A 22,388-nucleotide genomic window follows, 5' to 3' on the forward strand; every position below is an offset into this window, starting at 1 on the left:
TCGAATCGCTTCGTGTAGATGGTGGAGCCGTAGCCAATACTTTTATCATGGAATTCCAAAGCGATATTCTGAATGTACCGGTAGAACGTCCTGTAATCAGTGAAACCACAGCCCTGGGGGCGGCATATCTTGCGGGACTTGCGGTAGGCTTCTGGAAGGACCAGGATGAAATCTGCCAAAAATGGAGCGTAGAACGGAAATTTGAACCCACAATGCCGGAAGAAGCCCGGGAGAATCTTTATAAGGGATGGAAAAAGGCTATTTTTGCCGCTATGGCTTTTCATTAAAATTTAATATGTTATAATAGTCCATAAGTTAATATGAGTCAGGAGATCTGGAGAGACCGCAACTCGCGAAATACCTTGTCTAAGGTAGGCTCGCGTGCTTCGCGGTCTCTTTTTTTGTTGGTTATTAAATACTTTGGTTACTCAGGGAGGATATACAATGAATAAGCAGGCACAATCATTTTCAAGCTTGGATCGGAAAGAGAAGCTGGAGAGAACGAAAGGGAAAGCATATGACCTGATTGTAATTGGCGGCGGCATTACGGGGGCGGGAATCGCACTGGATGCTGTCACGCGAGGCATGAGTATTTTGCTGCTTGAAATGCAAGACTTTGCCGCCGGAACAAGCAGCCGATCCACGAAGCTTGTACACGGGGGCCTACGCTATCTGAAGCAATTTGAAATCGGAATGGTAGCTGAAGTGGGTAAAGAACGGGCAGTGGTATATGAGAATGGACCGCATGTAACGACACCGGAATGGATGCTCCTTCCTATACACAAGGGAGGGACTTTCGGAAAATTCAGCACCTCCATAGGACTTCGAGTATATGATTTTCTCGCTGGGGTGAAGCGTAGTGAACGGCGGTCGATGCTGTCCTCTGAAGAGACATTGCACAGAGAGCCGCTCCTGAAGAAAGAAGGATTAAAAGGCGGAGGCTATTATGTGGAATACCGGACTGACGATGCCCGATTAACACTGGAAGTGCTGAAAGAAGCAGCAGTGCATGGTGCTGAACTGATCAATTACGCAAAAGCAGAATCTCTCGATTATGATTCTAACGGTGTAATTACTGGAATTAAGGTCCGGGATATGCTGGACGGAGATGTTTATGCAGTAACAGGGACAAAAATCGTAAACGCTGCTGGTCCATGGGTTGATCATATCCGTGAAATAGATGGCTCCAAGAAGGGGAAGAAGCTTCAATTGACCAAAGGTGTCCATCTCGTTATAGATCAATCGAAATTCCCGCTTCGCCAAGCTGTATATTTTGACACGCCGGATGGTAGAATGGTGTTTGCTATACCGCGTGAAGGCAAAGCATATGTAGGGACAACAGATACTGTTTATTCAAAAGATCCTGCGCATCCGGTGATGACGAAGCAGGACCGTGACTATATCTTAAAAGCAATCCATTTTATGTTTCCTGAAGTCAAGCTGAAGGAATCGGATGTAGAGTCGGCTTGGGCGGGCGTGAGACCTCTTATTTTGGAAGAAGGGAAGTGCCCTTCAGAAATTTCACGTAAAGACGAAGTGTGGGAGTCTCCTTCTGGGCTAATTACGATTGCAGGAGGGAAGCTGACGGGATATCGAAAGATGGCCGCTGAAGCAGTTGACCTGGTTGCCAAGCGAATTCAAGAGAGTGGTGGCAAAGGTTATGGTTCTTGTCAAACGAAGAGGATGCCTATTTCAGGGGGCCATGTGGGAGGATCAGTGAATTTTCCGGCATATATACGTGAATCTACTGAGCAAGGCAGCAAGAGAGGGATTGATGCACATCTTGCGGAAAGCTGGGTACGGATGTATGGCTCCAATGCAGAGAAGCTGTTTAAGCTTGCCTCTGAAGTGAAGAAGGAAGGAGAACAATACAATCTTCCTCTAGAGGTTTTGGTGCCCCTGGTGTATGCAATACAATATGAAATGGCTGTGAAGCCTGTAGATTTCTTTATTCGGCGTACCGGTTCTTTGCTCTTTAATATTCAGTGGACGCGTCAGTGGAAAGAAGCGGTTATACGGTATATGGCGGATAAAATGAACTGGACCGCAGAGCAGACCAGGGCATTAACTGAGGAACTTGAACGGGAAATTAAAGATGCGACGATACCGGCAACCCTGGATTAGCATACCTTCAGTCCATCAAGCGAGTATAAGTGGATGTTGGGAATGATATAGTGCCTTCATTCGTGGGTATGGTATCCTTATAAGAGTCATTACAGGGAGGAGAATAGCTATGAACCACAAGGCATATGAAGGATCTTATCAGGGGGAAAAGGCAGTATGGCTGCAATATGGCCCTTATGAGGCAGTGATGCTGCCTGAAATCGGTGGAAATCTGATTGCTTTCCGGGACAATGAAAGCGGTTATCGGTTTTTGCGGGAGCCTTCTGAATCAGAGATGGAGGGATTTAAAGAAAATCCCGGCGTACACGGTATTCCGGTTCTGTTTCCTCCAAATCGATATGAGGATGGGGAATTCCCTTGGAATGGGCAGATGTATCAGTTTCCGGTGAATGAAGAGGATACGGGTAATCATTTACATGGTTTTTTACATACGATTCCTTGGCATGTAGAGGAGTTTGGAACGAACGCCTTCGAAAGTTTTGTCACGGTAAGTATTCGTATCGATAAAGACCATCCCGTATACCGTATGCTGCCTCATCAGTTCACCTTCAGGCTTCGGTATGCGTTAAGTGGGGACGGCCTGTCTCAGCAAATATTTATCCGCAATGAGGGTGAACAGGAGATGCCTTGTCTTCTGGCATTCCATACAGCCATTAATGCACCGTTCGCTGAAGGCAGCACAGCTGATGATTGTAAGTTGAAGCTTACCATCGGCAAGCGGTGGGAATTGAGTAACCGCATGCTGCCAACAGGACAACATCAGCCATTGTCTGAAGATGAGGAGCTTATGCGTACAGAAGGAGTTAGTCCGTATTTTGACGAAATGGACAATCACTATACCGCAGTTCCGCAGAATGGAAGAAATCGCATGGAGCTTAGTGATTCCCGAATAGGCAAAACCTTGGTCTACGATGTAGGCACTTCCTATAAACAGTGGATGATCTGGAACAACAAAGCGTGTAAACAATATTTCTGTCCGGAGCCGCAGATCAATCTAGTCAATGCTCCGAATGTCGATCTGCCAGCGGAAGAGATTGGCTTGTTCGGACTCGGGCCAGGGGAGATCTGGGAAGAGACAGCTCGATTATATCTGAAATAAATTTTTGATATTTTATATTATGAAGAGAAGCGTATGGATAATCCCCTCTGGATAGAGCGGATACCATACGCTTCTTTTATGATTTTATAACGATGACTCAGAAGATATTTTCCCGGCCTTGAGTGATGATCTTATACGATCCGGGATTGCAAAGAATATTGCATACATTCCAATAAACAGTACGAGCGCGAACATTTCTTCTATTATAAGATATAGCGGATGGGGGCCGAGTAAATCAAGCAACGAAGGTGCCGAAGGTTTACGCATCAGGAACATATAATTGGAACCGAGCGCAAAATTGATGAATCCGACGATAATTGCAGCAGCATTCAGGTATACCATAGTCCAGCCAATCGATTTCCAGCTTGGGCGATATCCGCGAATCCATGTCATATATAATGGTGCAATGATAATAGCAAGATGGACTACAAAGAAATGAAAGAATCGGAAATGCGGAAATGGATAATCAAGACTCGGGGTAAGAACTGCCTGGAGTGCACCGCCTATTCCGGCAAAATAAATGAAAGGATAAATAGCGCGGCTGTCTGTCATGAGCATGATGGCTGACAGCAGCATTGTCAGGCTGCACAGCTCCAGCGGAAGAGAAGTGGTACGGTCCCAGATCCCGCTCGATACATACCAAACTTGAAGGCAAATTTCAGACAGGACCAAGGCAGTAATTAACATCCATTTGATAAAAGAGCCGGCAAAGCGGTTGTTCCTGATCCAGTTACGGCAAAAATATAATCCCAGAATCAGAAGCACCAATAAGCCGAGAATAAGCATATGTTCTAGGGAGAAGGCTTGAAAGACATGCGGATAATTAGGGTCGAATATCGAAATAATGGGACACCTCCCCTTGAATAAGGAATGGAATATAAGAATATTACCATAAAATACAAAGTTTAGAAATGGTAATTCGATCTCTTAGGAAGGGAGGAGGTGGATGAAATAAAGGGGACACAGCAAAAAGGAGGTTCTCAAGATCTTGGATCTTCTTGAGATACCTCCTTTTTAGTCCGATTAGGCAGCTGTTTATCTGTTTGCCGCTATTAACCGTTTGAGTGGCTCCTGTTTTCTTCGAGGAATCCGAAGAATTTTTGAAGAAGGTGCCTTTTCACCAAAAAAAACAATTCCCTGTTCGACATCAGTAGCTTTGTTAACATTAACATAGCAGTGGCCGCCTACATTAAAGAACTGTTTTCTGGATAAAAGCGAGGTGATTTGTTCGGCAGTCATTCTTTTCTTTATATTGTAATTCCTGCCGTGAAAGCTGACCAAACCATGAATTCCGGTTTTAAAGAACAGAATGTCCGTCTCGACCACGAAGTCCTCATACACATTTCTGGATTCAGGTGCGTACTGCATCATTCTGATTCCCCCTTATTGGATCATCCTTATTGATAACGCTTTCATTCTAACATTTTTTTGGAACGAGTCAAAGAACTAATTTTGAATTCATAAAAAAAAGCACCCTATATCAAAGAAGATATAAGGTGCCTTGCTGAAACCGTAGGACGAGGATAGTCTACTTAGACTCTTTAGAAGCGTCAGCGCTATCGTTTTCTTTGGCTTCGAGTGTATTTGTAATTTTGGCTTTCTCTTTCAATTCCTGAAGGTACGCACCGGACTGATCGTTCACTTTACCGGCAACGAGCTGCTTGCGGATATCCTCTTTCTTATCTTCCAGGGTTGGGTTTGTTGCTTCCTTCCGGTCCGTCACTTTGACAATATGGTACCCGTAGGAGGTTTTTACAGGCACTTTAGAATAAGTGCCTTTTTCCAGTTTAAAGGCTTCTTCTTCAAAAGCAGGGTCATATTCCCCTCTGCTAAAGAAGTCCAAGTCGCCGCCTGTCTCTTTCGTTGCATCTTGGTTTTTCTCTTTGGCAATCGCTGCAAAGTCTGCGCCTTCATCCAGCTGTTTAATGATTGCTTTCGCTTCTTCTTCAGTTTCTACAAGGATATGGGAAGCACGGACTTGTTCAGGAGTAGAAAAGCTATCCTTGTACTGTTCGTAAGTTGACTTTATCTCTTCGTCAGTAACCTTAACCTTGTCGCCCAGCAGTTGAGTGAGTTCAAGCTGGTATTTTGTTTGTTCTTTGAATAAATCAAGGGTCATACCGCTTGCAGTTAAAGCCGAGTTGAACTGTTCTTCTGAAGGGAAGCTTTTCTTAACAGATTCAACCTCTTCGTTTACCTGAGCATCTGTAATTACGATGGACTTCTTGTCCAGCTCCTGATTAACCAGTTCCATGCGGATGAGGTAATCCAGTGTCGGTTCTCCGCCGGCTTTAACCAACTCATCATATAACTCGTCTTTCGTAATTTTCTCATTATTTACTGTCGCCACTGCCTTACCGCCATTATTCTTGCCAAAAGGGTTCACAATCAGAACCACGATTAAAGCAGCTGCCAGTACGATCGAAGCAATCATCCAGCCTTTTCCGCCATTGCCGCCAGAGGCTGCTGCTGTTTGTTTTATGTCGCCATAGTTAGATGAAGCAGCACCTGATGTCTCTGCCTGCTGCATGGTATTATCATCCAATGGTTTAAGGTCATCCTGATCCGCATCCGGAGTATTCTCTAAATCTGATGGTTCTGTCACCAGATTATTCTCTTCCGGGGTAACAGACTCTGTTGTTTCGTTCGGAGCTTGTCCAAAGTCATCTTCCGGACGCCCGCTATTTGTTGGTTGTACATCATTTTCTTTCATTAAATTATTGACTCCCTTCAACTGCTCCTCATAATGAGTAACTATTATCTTTTTTCACTTTACCAGATTACTTGGTCACTTACCTTAAGAATTGATAAAAAAATAATGAAATCTAACCACAAAATTTAGTTTTAATGGTTGCTTTGGGGAAAATTCATGATTAAATGGCTCATAAATAGACTTAGAGCCTGCATTTTCATATAATGAATAAGGAGTTTACTTTAAGGACGTTTGTTAATCAGCCCCCGGTAGATGCCGAAATGCTGCAATGCGGCGCTGCATTCCGGGGTTGTTGTATGTCAATACAGCTGATTGTATAAATTTGAAAGGATGATCGATCATGAATCAACCAGAAAAAATCAAACTAACCTCATTCTCTTCTAAAGGAGGATGCGGATGTAAGATCGGTCCTGCTGATCTGGCCGGGGTTATCCGAACTCTTCCGCCGACTGAACCAAATCCGAACCTACTCGTAGGCCTGGATACTAGCGATGATGCGGGTGTATACCGCTTAACGGATGAGCTTGCTATGGTGCAGACCGTTGATTTCTTCACACCGATTGTTGATGATCCGTATTCTTTTGGACAGGTCGCTGCAGCTAATGCGATCAGTGATATATACGCCATGGGAGGTAAGCCTCTGACTGCATTGAACATTGTTGCATTTCCGATTTCCACGCTGGACAAGCAAGTCCTTTCGGATATTTTGCGCGGGGCGGCAGACAAGTTGAAGGAAGCGGGCGTTACTCTTGTAGGCGGTCATTCCATTGATGATAAGGAACCGAAATTTGGCCTTGCTGTTACAGGCATTGTCCATCCGGATAAGGTTCGCACTAACGCAGGAGCTAAGCCGGGGGACGCACTTATTCTGACCAAACCTATTGGAGTAGGTATTCTGACAAGCTCTATTAAGAAGGATTTGCTAAACGAAGAAGAAATATCCCGAGTTACTTCCGTTATGGCCGGATTAAATAAGACGGCTGCAGAAATCATGGAAAGCTATCAGGTTCATGCTTGTACAGATGTAACAGGATTTGGCCTCATGGGTCATTCGCTTGAGATGGCTAAAGGAAGCGGGACGGGAATCGTGATTGTCAAAGATCAGGTTCCTGTTCTTCCAAGAGTACGGGAATTGGCTGAAGCGGGTGTTATTCCTGGCGGTACGAAGAATAATCATGCCCATGTTCAGGATTCGGTTCATTTCCCTGAAGGGATGGACGAAACCGATCGTTTGATTTTGTGTGATGCCGTTACTTCAGGCGGTTTGCTCATTGCACTTGATGAAAAGGAAGCTGGAAAACTTCTTAAGGAATTACTTGATGCCGGGGTAGAAGCAGGTATGATTGGACGCGTGACAGAAGAGAATCCGGGTATGATTGTTGTCGAGTAACAACCAGAGCGGTTTGGCATGGAATAAAAGGAGCGTAATGATATGTTTCAAATGTTTCAAGACATCGGCGTGGAAGAATTATTGGAGCTTAAGCGCAGTAAAAAATTCAGTCTGATCGATGTTAGGTCTCCTTCCGAATTTAGAGAGTCAACCATACCGGGAAGTTATAACATACCGGTATTTAATGATGAAGAAAGAGCCGAGATCGGAACCCTTTATAAGCAGGTTAGTGTTGATGCAGCCAAGGAGCGCGGTCTCGAATTGATGTCGGCCAAGCTTCCGGATTTTGTGAAGCAATTTAAGGAAATAGAGGGCAATAAGGCCGTATTCTGTTGGAGAGGCGGAATGCGCAGCAGAACGGCAGCTACCGTCCTCGCCTTAATGGACATTCATGTATACCGGATCCAGGGCGGAATAAAATCATATCGTAAATTCGTTTTGGATACGCTAGATCATTTCGAGTGGGATGCGAAAGCTTTCGTACTCCATGGTTTCACAGGAACAGGAAAAACGGCGGTTCTGGAGCAGCTTCAGAGTGAGGGATATCCTGTCTTGGATCTGGAGAACTTGTCGGGACACCGTGGATCCATTTTTGGACATATCGGTCTTGCCTCACATAATCAGAAGACGTTTGATTCCTTGTTGTTTGAACGAATCAAGGAAATCAGCGACGCTCCTTATGTCTTGCTGGAAGCCGAGAGCAAGCGGATCGGAAAGGTTATACTTCCTGATTTTCTTATGAAGAAGAAAGAGGAAGGCGTGGCAATCGTACTGGATGTGCCAATAGAGGAACGAATTTCTCAGATCATGAAGGATTATCGTCCCGCCGAGTTTAAATCCGAGTGTATCCAAGCTTTCAATCGGATTAAGAATAGAATCCATACTCCGATCGCCGCCGAAATTAGCAAATGTCTTGATGAGGATCGTTTTCCGGAAGCTGTAGAAATGCTGCTGACGCATTACTATGACCCGAAGTATGATCATTCTTCAAGTCACTATAACGAGGACAACCAGATTGCCATACATGTAGAAAGCATTGAAGAAGGCGTTCAGGCAGTAAAAGATCTGCTGCGCGAGCGGGGTTATGTAGAAGAATCTGCGAAGCCACAGTCCTAATGGGAGCTGGCATATAGGAATGGCCCTAGTTTAAATGAGACAGCTTATTCGAGTAATAAACACATGGCGGTGCCAGGGAACACATCCCTGCATCGCTATTTTGTTTTGGTCAGAACAAATAAACTGGAACAGGGCAGCGATGGGAGGAATGTTTCGTATCCGTAGCGTCTCTCAAAAGCTAAATGAGGCGGCACTTCATGCATGTTTACATGTCAAACGGTGATAATAAAGGAAATTTAATGGAAGTAGGAGCCTTGTTCCTACAGGGGTGTACAGCAAGTACTATACATGGTATCATCTTGTTTCTGGTGATTTTTAACTGTGAACGATGATAAGGAGCGAACTTCATGAATCACTACCGCACAGGTACCAGTACCCGGTTCAGACGCTTTTTAACAATTTCCCTGATCTCATGCTTAGCCTTTGCAGCGGTGGCGGCTTTAGTTGTAGCGGGGGAAGCAGATTGGTTTGATGTCAGTGTGAAAGAACTGGTCCGTGGATTTGAGGCGCCCTCCGTTACAGTGATTGCGAAGGGATTCACCTACTTGGGTTCCAATCTTTCAATCACTGTGATTTGTATAGCGATTGGCATATGGATGTATGTGAAACTGCGGTTCCGAAGAGAAGTGATGTTTTTTGCTATCGTGGTACTCTGCTCGGCCATTTTGAATATGATTTTAAAAAATATGTTTCGGCGATTAAGGCCTGACACAGAGCGTTTAATCGAGGTAACCGGATATAGCTTTCCAAGCGGTCATTCCATGGCTGCCTTTACGCTTTACGGTATATTTACATACTTGCTATGGAAGCATTTAGCGACGGCAGCGAGCAGAAGATTTGTTCTGACTGTATTCAGTGTTCTCATTCTTTGTATTGGATTGAGTCGAATCTATTTGGGCGTTCATTATCCCAGCGATGTGCTCGGGGGTTATTTGGCAAGCTGTACATGGCTGATGTTAGCCATCGGGATATATGAGTATCGTTATAGCTCAAATGCATAATATTGTAACGCACAGGGTAATAACTCCGTATATGAAATGGTTTCGGAATTTGAAGTGTTATTCCATTATACATAATAGTGGATAGAAACATGTGTAAAGGAGGGCTGTCGATGGCCTTTGGCGCTAGAATGTTTAAGACGGGCTTGGCTGTGACCCTAGCCCTCTATCTGACGCAACTATTAGGGATTTCCTCTCCGGTCGGTGCTGCCATTGCGGCGATTTTTGCCATGCAGCCCTCGATTTATCGATCGTGGAGGTACTTTCTCGATCAAATACAGACGAGTACTTTAGGAGCGATACTGGCTATGCTTGGAGGATATTTTCTAACCAATCAGCCTATTGCTGTCGGTCTTGTTTGTATTCTGGTCATTATGATATGTATTAAATTAAACATGGGGGAGACGATAGGCTTAACGTTGGTTACCGTCATTTCAGTGATGGAAGCTTCGGGACAGTGGGATTTTGCTTTTAATCGTTTTTTTCTCACGCTGATTGGTATTATTTCTGCTTTTTTAATTAATATTTTGGTTTTCCCTCCTAAACCGAAAGATCAATACTTTAAACAGATCAACAGTGTCTTTGATAAAATGTCATTGCTCATGCGAACGGCGATCTCTCATGAAATTAAAGATTCTGTGTACCGCGACGAGATGAACAGCCTTGAAGGATCAATCAAATCGATCGGAGACAAGTATAATTTATTTGAGGAAGAACAGAAGAAGCTGAAGAGGGCGAAGTACAGCCACTCCAGACAATTGGTTGTGTATAAGCATTTATTGATTTCGCTCCAAAAAGGGTACGAAGTGCTAAATGCGGTGGAGAATCATTATTTCCAGGCGAAACGAAGTGGAGAGATTGATGAACAGTTTGATGCTCACCTTGAGCATCTTATCAAATTCCATGAGCATATATTGTGGAAATTTGAAGATAAACTGAAGCCTAACGTGGATGAAGCCGATACTATGGCAGAGAAGAACGAAGCTTTTATGGACCAAGTGATATGCGGTGCGGGAACAGAGCCGGGAGGCTTCCGAATGACCATTGTTGCCGCAGCTATGTATGATTACGGTCATACACTGGATCGTTTAAACAGCGTTGCTGATCATATCAGCCGGTTTGTTGAAAAGAAGAACAATGGTGGAGATATCTTGGCTTGGCTCAAAAGATAACGGGGGATGAAAAGATGGCAATCAGTGATCAGGATTGGAAGGATGAACAGGCTCGAGTCACCGAGGTGACCGAGAAAATCGGCCGAAAGATTACAGAGCTTGAAGCCGATGTCGGTTTAGTACGCGGTGAAGTCATTTCCATGCGGAAAGAATTCTGGGATGAAGTAACTGTCAATTTCAGCAACCCTGACGATTTAGGAGAGACATCCACGAACCTGCGGCAGCAGTCTCAGGTACTTTCGGAGAGAGAAAGATCTCACCTGCAATCCAGTAAGGCACTAAAAAAATATAATAAACTGGTGTATTCACCCTACTTCGGACGAATCGATTTCAGGGAAGAAGGCTCAAGTAAGACGGAGCAGATCTACCTTGGGATTGGCTCCTTTATGGATGATGATTCAGAAGAATTCCTTGTTTATGACTGGCGTGCTCCGATTTCCAGCTTGTATTATGATGGTTCTCCGGGATTGAGTCAGTATGAAACTCCTTCCGGCATGGTTTCAGGAGATATGAGTTTGAAACGTCAGTTTGTTATTCACGACCGTATTATTGAGGTCCTGTTTGACACAGGCATGACTATTGGAGATGAGCTGCTTCAGCAGGTGCTCAGCCACAGTGCCGATGACCGCATGAAGAATATCGTAGCAACGATTCAAAAGGAGCAGAATGCGGTTATTCGAAATGACAAAACCCGGATGCTGATTGTTCAGGGTGCTGCAGGAAGCGGCAAAACATCCGCTGCACTGCAGAGGGTCGCTTACTTATTATATAAGTACCGTGAGGTGCTCCAGGCGGATCAGCTGATACTATTCTCTCCGAACCCGCTTTTTAACAGCTATGTATCCACAGTGCTGCCAGAGCTTGGGGAAGAAAATATGCAGCAAACGACATTTCAGTCTTATCTGGAGCATCGCCTAGGCAAGGAATTCGAGCTGGAGGATGTGTTTACACAGACTGAAATCTTGCTGAATGCACCGGATACGCCAGCTCATCGGGCCCGGCTTCAGGGGATTGCTTTTAAATCCTCCGCTCCATATCTGGATATCATTCGTTCCTATAAGACCCTGCTCGAGAAGGAGAACATGATGTTCAAGCCTGTCGTCTTCCAGGGAAAAACAATTGTAAGCAGAGATGAGATGACTGCCCAATTCTATAGCTATGATTCGGCAGTGAAGATGACGGGAAGACTTGAGTTAATGAGGGAATGGCTTCTCAAACGATTGTCTGAATTTACTCATGAAGAACGAAAAGCATCCTGGGTAGAAGATCAGATCGAGCTGATGGATCCCGATGACTATCACCGTGCGTACCAAACCATGCGCCGCAAGCAGAATAAGAAGGAAATAAGCTTTAATGATTTTGATAAAGAAAAGGAATTGCTTGGACGCATGGTCGTGAGTAATCGTCTGAAGCCATTGCGTCGATGGGTTAAACGGCTCCGCTTCGTTGACGGGAAAGGTTTATACAAGAAGCTGTTCATGGATGAACGATTAATCCGGCGGTTGGCTGGCACAGATACGAATCTGCCTGATCTTTGGAATGAGGTATGCAGCCAGACCATACAGAAGATCGAAGATAATGAGTTGTTTTATGAGGACGCAACTCCGTTTCTTTATCTGAAAGAGCTGCTGCAGGGGTTCCATTCCAATACAGCGATACGGCATGTGATTGTGGATGAGGTGCAGGATTACTCCGAGTTCCAATTAGAGTTTCTCAAGCGGCTTTTCCCGCGTGCGAAGATGACGGTTCTGGGAGATTTGAATCAAGCCATTTATGCGCATGGAGAGGCGCTTGGAAACCTTGAGAATCTGGTAAGTCTGTATGGGAAGGAAGAGACAGAAGTGATCTCTTTGACTCGAAGTTACAGATCTACCTATGAAATTGTTAATTTTACAAAAAAAATGATTCCGGGTGGAGAGGTTATCGTTCCGTTTAACCGGCCGGGAGCTGAACCACTGGTCATTCAAACGGAAAATGATTCTGAATTGAAGCAAGCCGTTATTGATGATATCCGAGCTCTTCATGCGAAGGGCTACCATTATGTAGCCGTTATATGCAAGACCGAAGCGGAAAGCAGGTATGTTGAACGTCAACTGTCTGCAGACATTCCTGTAAGGCTGATCACCAAGACCACACCTGCATTCGAGAAAGGAACCCTGGTTATTCCGGCATATCTGGCCAAGGGAGTGGAATTTGATGCCGTCATTATATATAACGGATCAAATGATGTGTACAGCAAGGAGAGCGAACGGAAGTTGTTCTATACAGCATGTACCCGGGCTATGCATGAGCTTCATATTTACCATAAAGGGGAGAAAAGCCGGTTTCTTCCTGACACGCAGCAGCATTAAAGAGTTATAACAATATCGCCCGTTGCAGAATATGTATTGATCGTGTTGATCTTACCTATTCTGCAACGGGCGTTTTTTTATAAAAAAGATATATTTAGCAGCATATTAAAATATGTATTAGTAACAATTAATAGTTTCCGTAAGCTGTTCAAATACCATGGGTAAGGGAAGGGTGGTCCGGAATGAAGCTAAAAACAAAAACCATGATCTTTTCTATTGTGGCTTCTATCATGATCCTCAGTATGATATGGATCAGTTTCATTCCGGTTAATGCAGACCTTCGGAATGGAATCATACTGGCTGTCGGAATCATGCTAATTATTTATTCCTTACTCCACAGTAGGATGCTAGTGAGGTCCATTCACTCTGTAACACAGATTCGGCACCAGCTCTTGGCTTTTGCTGAAGGCGGAGGCGATCTGGTAGCCCTTCTGGATATCCGGACAAAAGGCGAGATCAGAGACACTGCAGATGCTTGCAATAAGCTGATGAAATCCTACAGAGAAAAGGTGATCGAGGTTCAATCTGCAGCTGATCAGTTAGCCCAATATACAAGTTTGCTTCAAACCGGCTCTGAAGAATTACGCCGGACAACACAGCACGCCTCGGGAATTATGGATGAACTTAAGGCAGGTGCTGAGAGTCAGCTGCAAGATATGGAGACTACATCAACTGTTGTGTGTGGAATGACGGAGAGGATAAAGCAGATTACTGTGACAACAAGTACTGCGGCTGAACTTTCCAGTAAGACCAATAAACTTGCTGGAAAAGGGGAAGAGGCGATGGATCATATTCTCCCGAAGATAGAAAATATTCGTGAGGGTGTCGATAAGTCTTCAAAAGCATTGGAGGCAGTAGGGGAAAAGGCTGCAGGTATTGGGGTTATGGGCAATATAATAACCGACATAGCAGCACAGGCAGGACTTCTTTCCTTAAACGCCTCTATTGAAGCTGCCAGAGCTGGAGAACATGGAAGAGGATTTGCTGTTGTTGCTTCTGAAGTGAGAAAACTGTCTGAACAGACAACCGCCTCGACTGAAAAAATCGCTCAATCTATTCATCAGATTCAGCAGGATGTAATGGATATAACTTTCGTGATGAAGGAAGCGCTTCTTTTAATAAAGGAAGTAATTCGTGGAGCTGCCGGAGCCAGAGATTCCCTTCATAACATTGAACAATCCATCGGAGATCTGAATGATCATATGAACGGAGTTAGCGCCACTGCTGCTCAGTTGAATGATGAAGCGGAGAAAATTCTGAATTCAACCCATCGAATTACATATATTACGAAGAAGACGGCAGACTATTCCCAAACGTTCAGCACCGAGGAACAAGTAGCTGCAATGGCGGAAATTAAAGGTGCGATACACATGCTAAATGAGCTATCGGGTCACTTGAAGGGATTAAGCTCAAAAATTAAGTGTAACGATGATGACCATCTATTTAACATGCATATTACGGAGGAAAGAATCCACAATATAAGATGAAGCAAATGATGTTAAAGGTGGTCTTCTCATGGAGAGTAAGAAGCGGGATTTGTTTGCACTTGCATCCATACCGCTAATTATGACGCTGGGCAACTCGATGCTAATCCCTATTCTCCCGCAAATAGCAAAAGAATTACGAATTAGCTCGTTTATGGTCAGCATGTTGATTACGGTTTATGCAGTTGTGGCTATACTGCTTATACCTATTGCAGGTTATCTTTCAGATCGATTTGGTCGAAAGAAGATCATCATTCCAAGCTTAATCATTGCTGCAGCTGGGGGAGGCGTATCAGCCGCTGCTGCCTGGTTAATGAGTGGGACTGGTGCGTATGCTGTAATTTTAGCCGGGAGGCTGCTTCAGGGTATAGGAGCTGCCGGTGCTTTCCCTATTGTGATTCCGCTTGTAAGTGACATGTTTAAAGAGGAAGAAGAAGTAAGTAAAAGCCTGGGCATTATCGAAACATCGAATACATTTGGCAAGGTCATCAGCCCTATTCTGGGAGCTTTCCTGGGAAGCCTAATATGGTTCTTGCCGTTTATCGCCATACCTGTATTGTGTTTGATTTCTCTTGTGCTGGTTATTTTTCTTGTGAAGCCGCCGAAGTTCAAGGAAAATAAACAAACAATCCGGGAATTTTTAAGCACAACGAAAGAGATTCTTCATGAAAAGGGCCGGTGGTTGTATGCGATCTTCGCCATTGGCGGTATAGCAATGTTCGGTGTGTTTGGTGTTCTATTTTATTTATCGGAGACATTGGAATCGACTTACGGTCTAAAGGGAGTTGTAAAAGGCCTTGTCCTGGCAATACCGCTCGCGGCGCTTTGTTTAGCTTCGTTCCTGGCAGGAAAATTCATTGGAGACAACAAGGTTGTTATGAAGTGGACTGCATTCGCAGGAATGACCTTACTTACAGCAGCGCTGATTATTGCAGGATTCAGCGATCAGATTTATTTTGTTGTCGGCTTAATGACACTGGGAAGCATCGGCATCGGACTAGCGCTTCCATGTATGGATACGTTGCTTACTGAAGGTATAGAAAAACAGCAGCGAGGTATGATCTCGTCGCTGTACAGCAGTATGCGCTTCATAGGAGTCTCGCTTGGACCTCCGGCAGTTTCCTTGCTTCTGAAAGCACATCACTGGGTCTTGTTCAGCGTGCTGGCGTCCGTATCAGCAGTTGGAGCTCTTCTTACTTTCTTTGCTGTCAAACCCGGAGAGAAGAATGAGGATGATGAGCATAAGAAAGAGCCACGGAGAGTTAACTTTAGACTTCAGCGTTCTATTAGAAATAAAAGCCTTGCCCGTAAATAGGGCAAGGCTTTTGAATATTCATTTCCGGAAGAGCGCAGATGATTTAGTTATAAGGTTTATTGCATAAATAATGACTACTAAAAAGACAGCAATGGCAGAATAACGGTACATGATTGTATAACTTGTTATCTGTGCAATAGCTCCAAGCAGCATCGCACCGATTGCTACGCCCAAATCTAGAGAGTTCAGAAACATTCCGTTTGCCATACCGCGCTGCCGGGGAGGTACCTCCTGAATCATCCAGGTCTGCAGTGAAGGCTGTATAGAACCAAATCCAAGCCCATAACATAGTGCTGACATAAACAGGCCGAATGTTGTTGTTTCGAACGTAAGCAGCAATAGACCCGCACACATAAATAGCGCACCGGGAATAAGAAGAGCTTTATGTCCATATCGATCATATAATCTCCCGGATACAGGTCGAATTACAATGATGGCAAGTGCATTAAACAAAAAGAAGTATTGCGGATTAGAAAGGTGAACCTCCATCCCGTATAAAGCCAGAAAACTTAGCAGACCCCCATAGGTAATAGAAACTAAAAAATTCAAAACAGCAGGAAGGACCAGCCGGCGCAGATTCACAGCACTATTTTCTTTCAGGGGAGATGCAGGCTTAGGCTCTCTATGCACCTTCGGTGTTTTTGAAGTCAGTATAAAGGCTAACGGAAAGATAAGGATGTTGATTGCTGAAGTCATAAAGACAAGTGGAGTGAAGCCTCCTCCTTGAAGAAGGGTCAATCCAATCATCGGTCCAATAGACATCGCAAGCGTTGTAGATAATCCGAAAAAACCCATGCCTTCACCCAAGCGCTTGGCCGGGATGATGTCCGAAGCCATGGTCGGAAAGGAAGTGCTTGTCATACCAAAGCCGATACCATATAAGATGCGCATAAGCAGCAAAAAAATAATGCTTGATGCTGCATAGTATCCGAGAATCGCTAACAGGGAAATAAACAGCCCGATATATAAAAGTTGACGGCGTTTGCCTTTCTCAAGAGCTTTGCTGGAGAACAGTCTGGAAAAGATAGCGCTGAATGCAAACAGACTTGTAATTAAGCTTACCTGGGTCGGATTAGCATCAAAGGCTTCCTTCGCATATGCGGGTAAAGTAGTTAACAGCATCTGAAGGGTGAGGAATAGGAACAGGTTGCTTATTGTTAGCATTATAAATTCTTTGGTCCAAAGTTTGTTGGTTGCTTGATTCATGAATAAATATCTCCTGTTAAATCAAATTCGTTAAGTTTTCGTTCATGCGGGAGAGTATATCCCTGAACTTTTCCATTTCACTGTCATGGATGCCTTCTGTGATCAGGCGGCTGCATTCTTGCTCGATTGTAGATGTAGAGGCAAGCAGATCTTTACCGGCTTCAGTAATGTAGAGTAAGAAGGCTCTGCGATCATGAGGGGAGGTTTCTCTCTGAATGAGTCCTTTTCTTTCTAATAGATCAAGGATCCGGGTAGTTGTTGGCTGATCCTTCACAGCTCTTGCGGCGACTTCCTTCTGGTTAACACCTTCACTGCGCGCGATTTGATTTAGAACAGTCCACTGTTCAGGAGTGATATCAAAAGGTTTCAATTTACTTAAGAACAGATTGGAAGCTCGCCGGTATGTATAACCAAGCTGAAATCCAATGGAATGATTGTCTTCAGGCATTCTCAAGAAGTTCACCACTTTCGTTTTGTTTTAAATAGTTGTCTATGCAATTATATGCCTGACATGTGAAATAGGCAACATTTTGAAGACTATTACTAGGAAAACGACTGTTAGATATGTCCTAGGAGCGCAGCGAATACTTACTTATAATGTCGATATCTATAAATAATGGAGGAAAAAGAAATGGGAGAGAGTAAACGTAAAGGTCCGTCCCAGTCACGGGTGAACCAGACTAGATCAGCAAGGTCATCTTCTCGCAGCATGGCTTGGGCTGCTATCATCACTGGATTCATCATTGTTGCAGTGATTTCTGCCCTGATTATGATGAATAATAAAGAAGGAATGGAATATCCTGATCTTGATCAAGTTCAAGCAGGAGAAGTCCCCGAAGGATTTGATGTCCAGAACCAGCCCGTCTTGGGTGACCTCAATGCACCGATTCAAATCGTTGAATTTTCAGATTATAAATGTCCTTTCTGTAAGGAATGGACAGAAGAAGTTTTCCCGAAGCTTAAAACAGAATATATTGATACAGGGAAAGCGAATTTTGTATATGTAGATATGGCCTTTCTTGCTCCGGACTCTGTCCTTGCTGCTTTAGCCGGGGAGACGCTGTACCAGATGAACCCGGAGTATTTCTGGAAGTACCATCAGCTAATGACTGAGCGTCAGGGGGACAAGCATCAAGAATGGGCAACGTATTCCTTCATTACAAATTTGGTCAAAGATGAGATGCCTGAAGTGCCGTTAGAGCAGTTTAAGGCGGATTTGAAGTCCGAGAAGTATATTAAGCATATCAAGCGTGATCTGGATATCTCGGATAAACAAGGTGTGAACGGAACTCCAACGGTATTCGTGAATGGAGTTAAATTTGAAGAACCTACCTTCGAGGATCTCAAGGCATTTATCGAAGAAAGTGCCAACTAGTCAAAATGTAAAATCACTACGAATAAACCAGGCGCAGCGTAATGCGCTTGGTTTTTTTCTGCTGATAAGACGGGAAGGCGAAGCCATATTTTTAGTGAAAAAAATGACTGCGCTTACAGGATGTTGCAGGGTGAACGTGGAATAGGAAGGAGATAGAGTGAATAACGTACATTCAGGAGGAATTCAAAATGACAGAGATGATTAATTTTGCACACCGGGGGGCATCAGCCGTCTGTCCTGAGAACACCATGGCAGCATTTCGGAAAGCACTGGAATTTGGCGCAACTGGGATTGAGACCGATGTACAAATGACGAAAGACGGCAAGCTTGTTCTCATCCATGACGAGATACTCAAGCGAACAACCGATGGACAAGGCTTTGTAAAGGATCATACATGGGAGGAGCTCCAGCAGCTTGATGCAGGCTCCTGGTTTCATGAGCAGTTCCGCGGAGAACGGATTCCTTCGCTTGAACAATTGCTTCACTTAACCAAAGACCAGGGAACCATCATAAATATTGAATTAAAGAATGGGATTATTCAGTATGCTGAGCTGGAAGAAAGGGTTATTGCCGCCGTTCGCAGCTTCGGGATGGAGGAGAGGGTAGTGATTTCCAGCTTTAATCACTATTCGCTTGTGAAGTGCAAGTCCCTTGCACCGGAAATCCGTACCGGTCTCTTGTATATGGAAGGTCTGTACCGGCCTTGGGAATATGCCAAGACTGCTTTGGCTGATGCTCTGCACGCTAACAAGTATGCTGTATTGCCGGAATGGGTGGAAGAGGCTAAGGCAAACGGTATCGTGTACCATCCCTTCACGGTTAATGATCCTGAAGAAATGAAGAAGCTGATTGCAGCTAATGTTGCAGGAATTATTACGGACCATCCGGATTTACTGCATCGATTGCTGAATACTTAAGGAGTGTGAATAGGTGAAAAAGACGTGGCTGCTCGGATTCGGATTTTTCAGTATCAGTATTACCTGGGCATTATATAATGCGTTTGTTCCTTTTTTTCTTGAAAGGTACATATCGAGTGTAGCAATGATCGGTTTTGTGATGACCATTGATAATTATTTTGCTCTGTTTCTGCAGCCATGGATCGGCAATCGAAGTGACCGGACCCATACCCGATTCGGCAGAAGGATGCCGTATCTGCTTATCGGCATGCCGCTGGGTGCTTTATTTACAGCCATTATTCCATTTCATACTGGAATATTTACCTTAATAATATTTATGATGCTTATGAATCTGGCGATGAGCCTTTACCGTTCACCAACTGTAGCTCTAATGCCTGACATAACAGCGGAGAAGGACAGAACCCGCGCGAATGGAATTATTAATTTCATGGGAGGAATAGGCTCTATTGTTGCATTTGGCGCCGGTTCGATTTTATACAAGGCTAATCCTTCATTTCCGTTTATAGCGGCTGCATGCGTGACGGTCATCTCTTTGTTTATTTTGATGCGGTTTATCAAGGAGAGACGAGATGCACCAGGTTACGCCGCTCAAACTGAAGTGAAGACAAGAATATCTCTAAAGGGCCAGCTGGACCGCACAACGATCTTCCTGCTAGCCGCGATATTCTTCTGGTTCGTTGGTTACCAAGGCGTGGAAACCTTATTCACCTTATATGGCAAAAATGAAATGGGGCTAACTGAATCGGAAGCGTCGTTCTCCCTTACGTTCTTTTCACTTGCTTTCGTATTATTCGCCATCCCAAGCGGTTTGCTTGGAAGTAAGTTTGGCAAGAAACGGGTCATTCTGATTGGTGTTACGGGGTTGTTTATTATCTTTGCACTGGTTCCGTTTATTAAATCCTTGCTCGTACTTCGAATTCTGCTGGCTGTTGGAGGCTTGTTCTGGGCTTGCATTAATATCAACTCCTATCCATTTGTTGTATCGACAGGTTCCGAGAAGAGCATCGGTACACGTACAGGATTATATTATTTGGTATCCTCGCTTGCAGCCATTACATCTCCGCCGCTGCTCGGACAGCTTATTGATGTGTTCGGTTACCCGATCCTGTTTTATTGTGCGGCAGGCAGTATGCTTATTGCCTTGTTCTGTGTATCCATGATCCAACATTCTGAAAATTCAAACCGAGCACAAGAAGATAATTCTGTTCTCCCGATATGATGGATATTTCAACAAAATATTTGCACTTAAGTGCTGGTAATTGTTTAAATATTACAAAACTCTTGATACAATAGCGGAGGTTAATCATATTAAGGAGGCGTCATATGTCACACAAGATAAGAGTGGGGATTGTTGGATACGGAAACCTGGGCCGCGGGGTTGAAAAGGCTATTAAGCAAAATTCTGATATCGAATTGAAAGCTGTATTTTCCCGCCGGGATCCTGGGGGAGTGGCCTCTGAGGCAAAAGCGGTACATATATCCGAGTTAGATCAATATAAAGACCAGATTGATGTACTGATTCTTTGCGGCGGTTCAGCTACGGATTTACCGGAACAGGGACCGGCTTTGGCTGGGAAGTTCCATACGGTAGACAGCTTTGATACTCATGCTAAAATTCCGTCTTATTTCGAAAGTGTGGATGCTCCTGCACGTGAAGGCGGTAAAGTAAGCGTCATCTCCACAGGCTGGGACCCGGGACTGTTCTCCCTGAACAGACTGCTGGCAGAAGCCATACTTCCAGAAGGTAATGAATATACATTTTGGGGAAAAGGTGTAAGCCAAGGCCATTCTGATGCAATCCGCCGTGTTGCCGGTGTGAAGAACGGTGTCCAGTATACCATTCCTCGTGAAGAGGCGATTCAGCGAGTTCGTAGAGGTGAGAATCCTGAGCTTAGCACACGTGAGAAGCATCTTCGTGAATGCTTCATCGTGGCTGAAGAAGGAGCAGACAAAGCTGCGATTGAGCAGGAAATCAAGGAAATGCCGAATTACTTCGCTGACTATGATACTGTAGTAAACTTTATCAGCGAGGAAGAGATGAAGCGTGATCACGCTGCAATGCCGCACGGCGGCATGGTACTGCGCAGCGGTCGTACAGGTGAAAACAGCAACCAGATTATCGAGTTTGGCTTGACTCTGGATAGTAACCCTGAGTTTACAGCAAGCGTGTTGGTTGCTTATGCCCGTGCTGCTTATAAACTCGGACAAGCAGGGGACAGTGGAGCCAAAACAGTGTTTGATATTCCATTTGGCTTGCTCTCACCAAAATCTCCAGCGGAGCTTCGTAAAGAGCTTTTATAATAATTTATTTTAAAACGGTGCAGGAAAATGCCCGTACCCACGATGGGTACGGGCATTTTTCCCGAGAACAGGCACAACTGGAAGCGGTTAATGCCAGGAACTTGCAGCCTAAGGAAAAGAAACTCATAATGGGAGAAAGAGTGAGCCGGATACTCATTGTATTTACTGCTTAAAACTATTGGAGGAACGAACATGCAGCTGCTGGCGATGCTAACGATGCTAATAGATCATGTGGGACTCGTCTTTTTTCCGGATCAGGAGATTTGGAGAATAATTGGACGGATTGCGTTCCCCTTGTATGTCTACGCACTTGTTCAAGGTTATAACCGCACATCCTCCAAGCCCCGGTATATAATTCGGTTAAGTGTCATTGCTCTGTTATCCCAAATTCCTTATCAGCTTGCACTAGCTTCTTCCGGTTTAAATGTAGTTGTATCTCTATTAGCCGGTGTTATCGTGCTTCTGTTGCTGGACCGAACCGAATCCTTCTTAATATCAGTATTTATTGCTGCCGGGGCAGGCTTTATTATGGAGATGTTTCCTTTTGATTATGGAGCTTACGGTCTGATTCTAATCTTGATTTTTCGATATGCGCCGGTTCACTGGCTAGTACCATGGCACCTCATGCTGAATATTCTTTATATGTACTTAAACGGCTGGTTTTTGCAAATGTGGAGTCTTTTTCCGACCGTATTATATGCTTACGGTCCAGCGATATGGAGGAGCCTAGAAAGGATCCGAGTCCGTTCATGGATGTGGAGATCATTTTATCCGCTTCATTTATCGTTAATTGCTGTGATTAAATGGTTGTAAATCATGTTAAGGTT

General features: G+C 44.3%; 20 protein-coding genes. 15 read left to right on the plus strand and 5 right to left on the minus strand.

Annotated elements, in window-relative coordinates:
* The 3 genes from BN1234_RS09395 to BN1234_RS09405 form a co-directional block, all read left to right on the plus strand.
* Positions 1–287: FGGY-family carbohydrate kinase (locus BN1234_RS09395; protein ID WP_245640138.1), on the plus strand; the 287-nt coding region annotated here is incomplete at its 5' end.
* Positions 288–444: 157 nt separating this feature from the next.
* The gene (locus BN1234_RS09400; RefSeq protein WP_054956408.1) at positions 445–2,124 is read left to right on the plus strand and encodes a glycerol-3-phosphate dehydrogenase/oxidase; all 1,680 of its coding nucleotides are present in this window, start codon (positions 445–447) and stop codon (positions 2,122–2,124) included.
* Between the two features lie 109 nt (positions 2,125–2,233).
* Positions 2,234–3,223, plus strand: coding sequence for an aldose 1-epimerase (locus BN1234_RS09405; protein ID WP_054956409.1), 990 nt, complete (start codon positions 2,234–2,236; stop codon positions 3,221–3,223).
* An 84-nt stretch (positions 3,224–3,307) separates the two neighbouring features.
* Here the strand turns inward: BN1234_RS09405 and BN1234_RS09410 are convergent, their stop codons facing one another.
* The 3 genes from BN1234_RS09410 to BN1234_RS09420 all read right to left on the minus strand — a co-directional run bounded on the left by BN1234_RS09410 (position 3,308) and on the right by BN1234_RS09420 (position 5,936).
* Positions 3,308–4,147 carry a YwaF family protein gene (locus BN1234_RS09410; protein ID WP_306455057.1) on the minus strand — a complete coding sequence of 280 codons (840 nt, stop codon included), beginning with the start codon at positions 4,145–4,147 and terminating at the stop codon, positions 3,308–3,310.
* A gap of 111 nt (positions 4,148–4,258) precedes the next feature.
* The gene (locus BN1234_RS09415; protein WP_054956411.1) at positions 4,259–4,594 is read right to left on the minus strand and encodes a hypothetical protein; all 336 of its coding nucleotides are present in this window, start codon (positions 4,592–4,594) and stop codon (positions 4,259–4,261) included.
* 157 nt (positions 4,595–4,751) lie between these two features.
* Positions 4,752–5,936, minus strand: a complete 1,185-nt coding sequence (locus tag BN1234_RS09420) for a peptidylprolyl isomerase (protein WP_054956412.1) — start codon at positions 5,934–5,936, stop codon at positions 4,752–4,754.
* A gap of 340 nt (positions 5,937–6,276) precedes the next feature.
* Here BN1234_RS09420 and selD point away from each other — a divergent pair, with 340 nt between their 5' ends.
* From selD to bcbE, 7 genes are all read left to right on the plus strand, one after another.
* Positions 6,277–7,326, plus strand: a complete 1,050-nt coding sequence (selD, locus tag BN1234_RS09425; protein ID WP_054956413.1) for a selenide, water dikinase SelD — start codon at positions 6,277–6,279, stop codon at positions 7,324–7,326.
* Positions 7,327–7,377: 51 nt separating this feature from the next.
* Positions 7,378–8,442, plus strand: coding sequence for a tRNA 2-selenouridine(34) synthase MnmH (gene mnmH / locus BN1234_RS09430; RefSeq protein ID WP_054956449.1), 1,065 nt, complete (start codon positions 7,378–7,380; stop codon positions 8,440–8,442).
* A gap of 347 nt (positions 8,443–8,789) precedes the next feature.
* Positions 8,790–9,443 carry a phosphatase PAP2 family protein gene (locus BN1234_RS09435; protein WP_054956414.1) on the plus strand — a complete coding sequence of 218 codons (654 nt, stop codon included), beginning with the start codon at positions 8,790–8,792 and terminating at the stop codon, positions 9,441–9,443.
* A gap of 110 nt (positions 9,444–9,553) precedes the next feature.
* Positions 9,554–10,612: an FUSC family protein gene (locus BN1234_RS09440; protein ID WP_054956415.1), complete on the plus strand. Its 1,059-nt coding sequence runs from the start codon at positions 9,554–9,556 to the stop codon at positions 10,610–10,612.
* A 14-nt stretch (positions 10,613–10,626) separates the two neighbouring features.
* The gene (gene helD, locus BN1234_RS09445; RefSeq protein WP_054956450.1) at positions 10,627–12,963 is read left to right on the plus strand and encodes an RNA polymerase recycling motor HelD; all 2,337 of its coding nucleotides are present in this window, start codon (positions 10,627–10,629) and stop codon (positions 12,961–12,963) included.
* A gap of 182 nt (positions 12,964–13,145) precedes the next feature.
* The gene (locus BN1234_RS09450) at positions 13,146–14,450 is read left to right on the plus strand and encodes a methyl-accepting chemotaxis protein (RefSeq protein ID WP_054956416.1); all 1,305 of its coding nucleotides are present in this window, start codon (positions 13,146–13,148) and stop codon (positions 14,448–14,450) included.
* A gap of 28 nt (positions 14,451–14,478) precedes the next feature.
* Positions 14,479–15,762 carry a bacillibactin exporter BcbE gene (bcbE, locus tag BN1234_RS09455; RefSeq protein WP_054956417.1) on the plus strand — a complete coding sequence of 428 codons (1,284 nt, stop codon included), beginning with the start codon at positions 14,479–14,481 and terminating at the stop codon, positions 15,760–15,762.
* Positions 15,763–15,780: 18 nt separating this feature from the next.
* Here the strand turns inward: bcbE and BN1234_RS09460 are convergent, their stop codons facing one another.
* Both BN1234_RS09460 and BN1234_RS09465 read right to left on the minus strand, forming a co-directional pair.
* On the minus strand, positions 15,781–16,968 hold the full coding sequence (locus BN1234_RS09460) for an MFS transporter (RefSeq protein ID WP_054956418.1): 1,188 nt from the start codon (positions 16,966–16,968) through the stop codon (positions 15,781–15,783).
* 16 nt (positions 16,969–16,984) lie between these two features.
* Entirely contained in the window at positions 16,985–17,416 is a 432-nt protein-coding gene (locus tag BN1234_RS09465) for a MarR family winged helix-turn-helix transcriptional regulator (protein ID WP_170308015.1), read from the minus strand.
* A 183-nt stretch (positions 17,417–17,599) separates the two neighbouring features.
* On the opposite strand from BN1234_RS09465, the gene BN1234_RS09470 reads away from it, so the two are divergent.
* The 5 genes from BN1234_RS09470 (at position 17,600) to BN1234_RS09490 (ending at position 22,374) form a co-directional block, all read left to right on the plus strand.
* Positions 17,600–18,343 carry a DsbA family protein gene (locus tag BN1234_RS09470; RefSeq protein ID WP_054956420.1) on the plus strand — a complete coding sequence of 248 codons (744 nt, stop codon included), beginning with the start codon at positions 17,600–17,602 and terminating at the stop codon, positions 18,341–18,343.
* Positions 18,344–18,531: 188 nt separating this feature from the next.
* Complete coding sequence (locus BN1234_RS09475; protein WP_054956421.1) at positions 18,532–19,260, plus strand: glycerophosphodiester phosphodiesterase; 729 nt, start codon at positions 18,532–18,534, stop codon at positions 19,258–19,260.
* A 13-nt stretch (positions 19,261–19,273) separates the two neighbouring features.
* Positions 19,274–20,479 (plus strand): SLC45 family MFS transporter, encoded by a 1,206-nt coding sequence (locus BN1234_RS09480; RefSeq protein WP_054956422.1) that lies wholly within the window; start codon positions 19,274–19,276, stop codon positions 20,477–20,479.
* A gap of 104 nt (positions 20,480–20,583) precedes the next feature.
* The gene (locus tag BN1234_RS09485) at positions 20,584–21,561 is read left to right on the plus strand and encodes a diaminopimelate dehydrogenase (protein WP_054956423.1); all 978 of its coding nucleotides are present in this window, start codon (positions 20,584–20,586) and stop codon (positions 21,559–21,561) included.
* Positions 21,562–21,753: 192 nt separating this feature from the next.
* Positions 21,754–22,374, plus strand: coding sequence for a TraX family protein (locus BN1234_RS09490; protein ID WP_054956424.1), 621 nt, complete (start codon positions 21,754–21,756; stop codon positions 22,372–22,374).
* Positions 22,375–22,388 lie beyond the last annotated feature (14 nt).

The organism is Paenibacillus dakarensis, assembly GCF_001373415.1.
GTDB lineage: Bacteria > Bacillota > Bacilli > Paenibacillales > Paenibacillaceae > Paenibacillus_AQ > Paenibacillus_AQ dakarensis.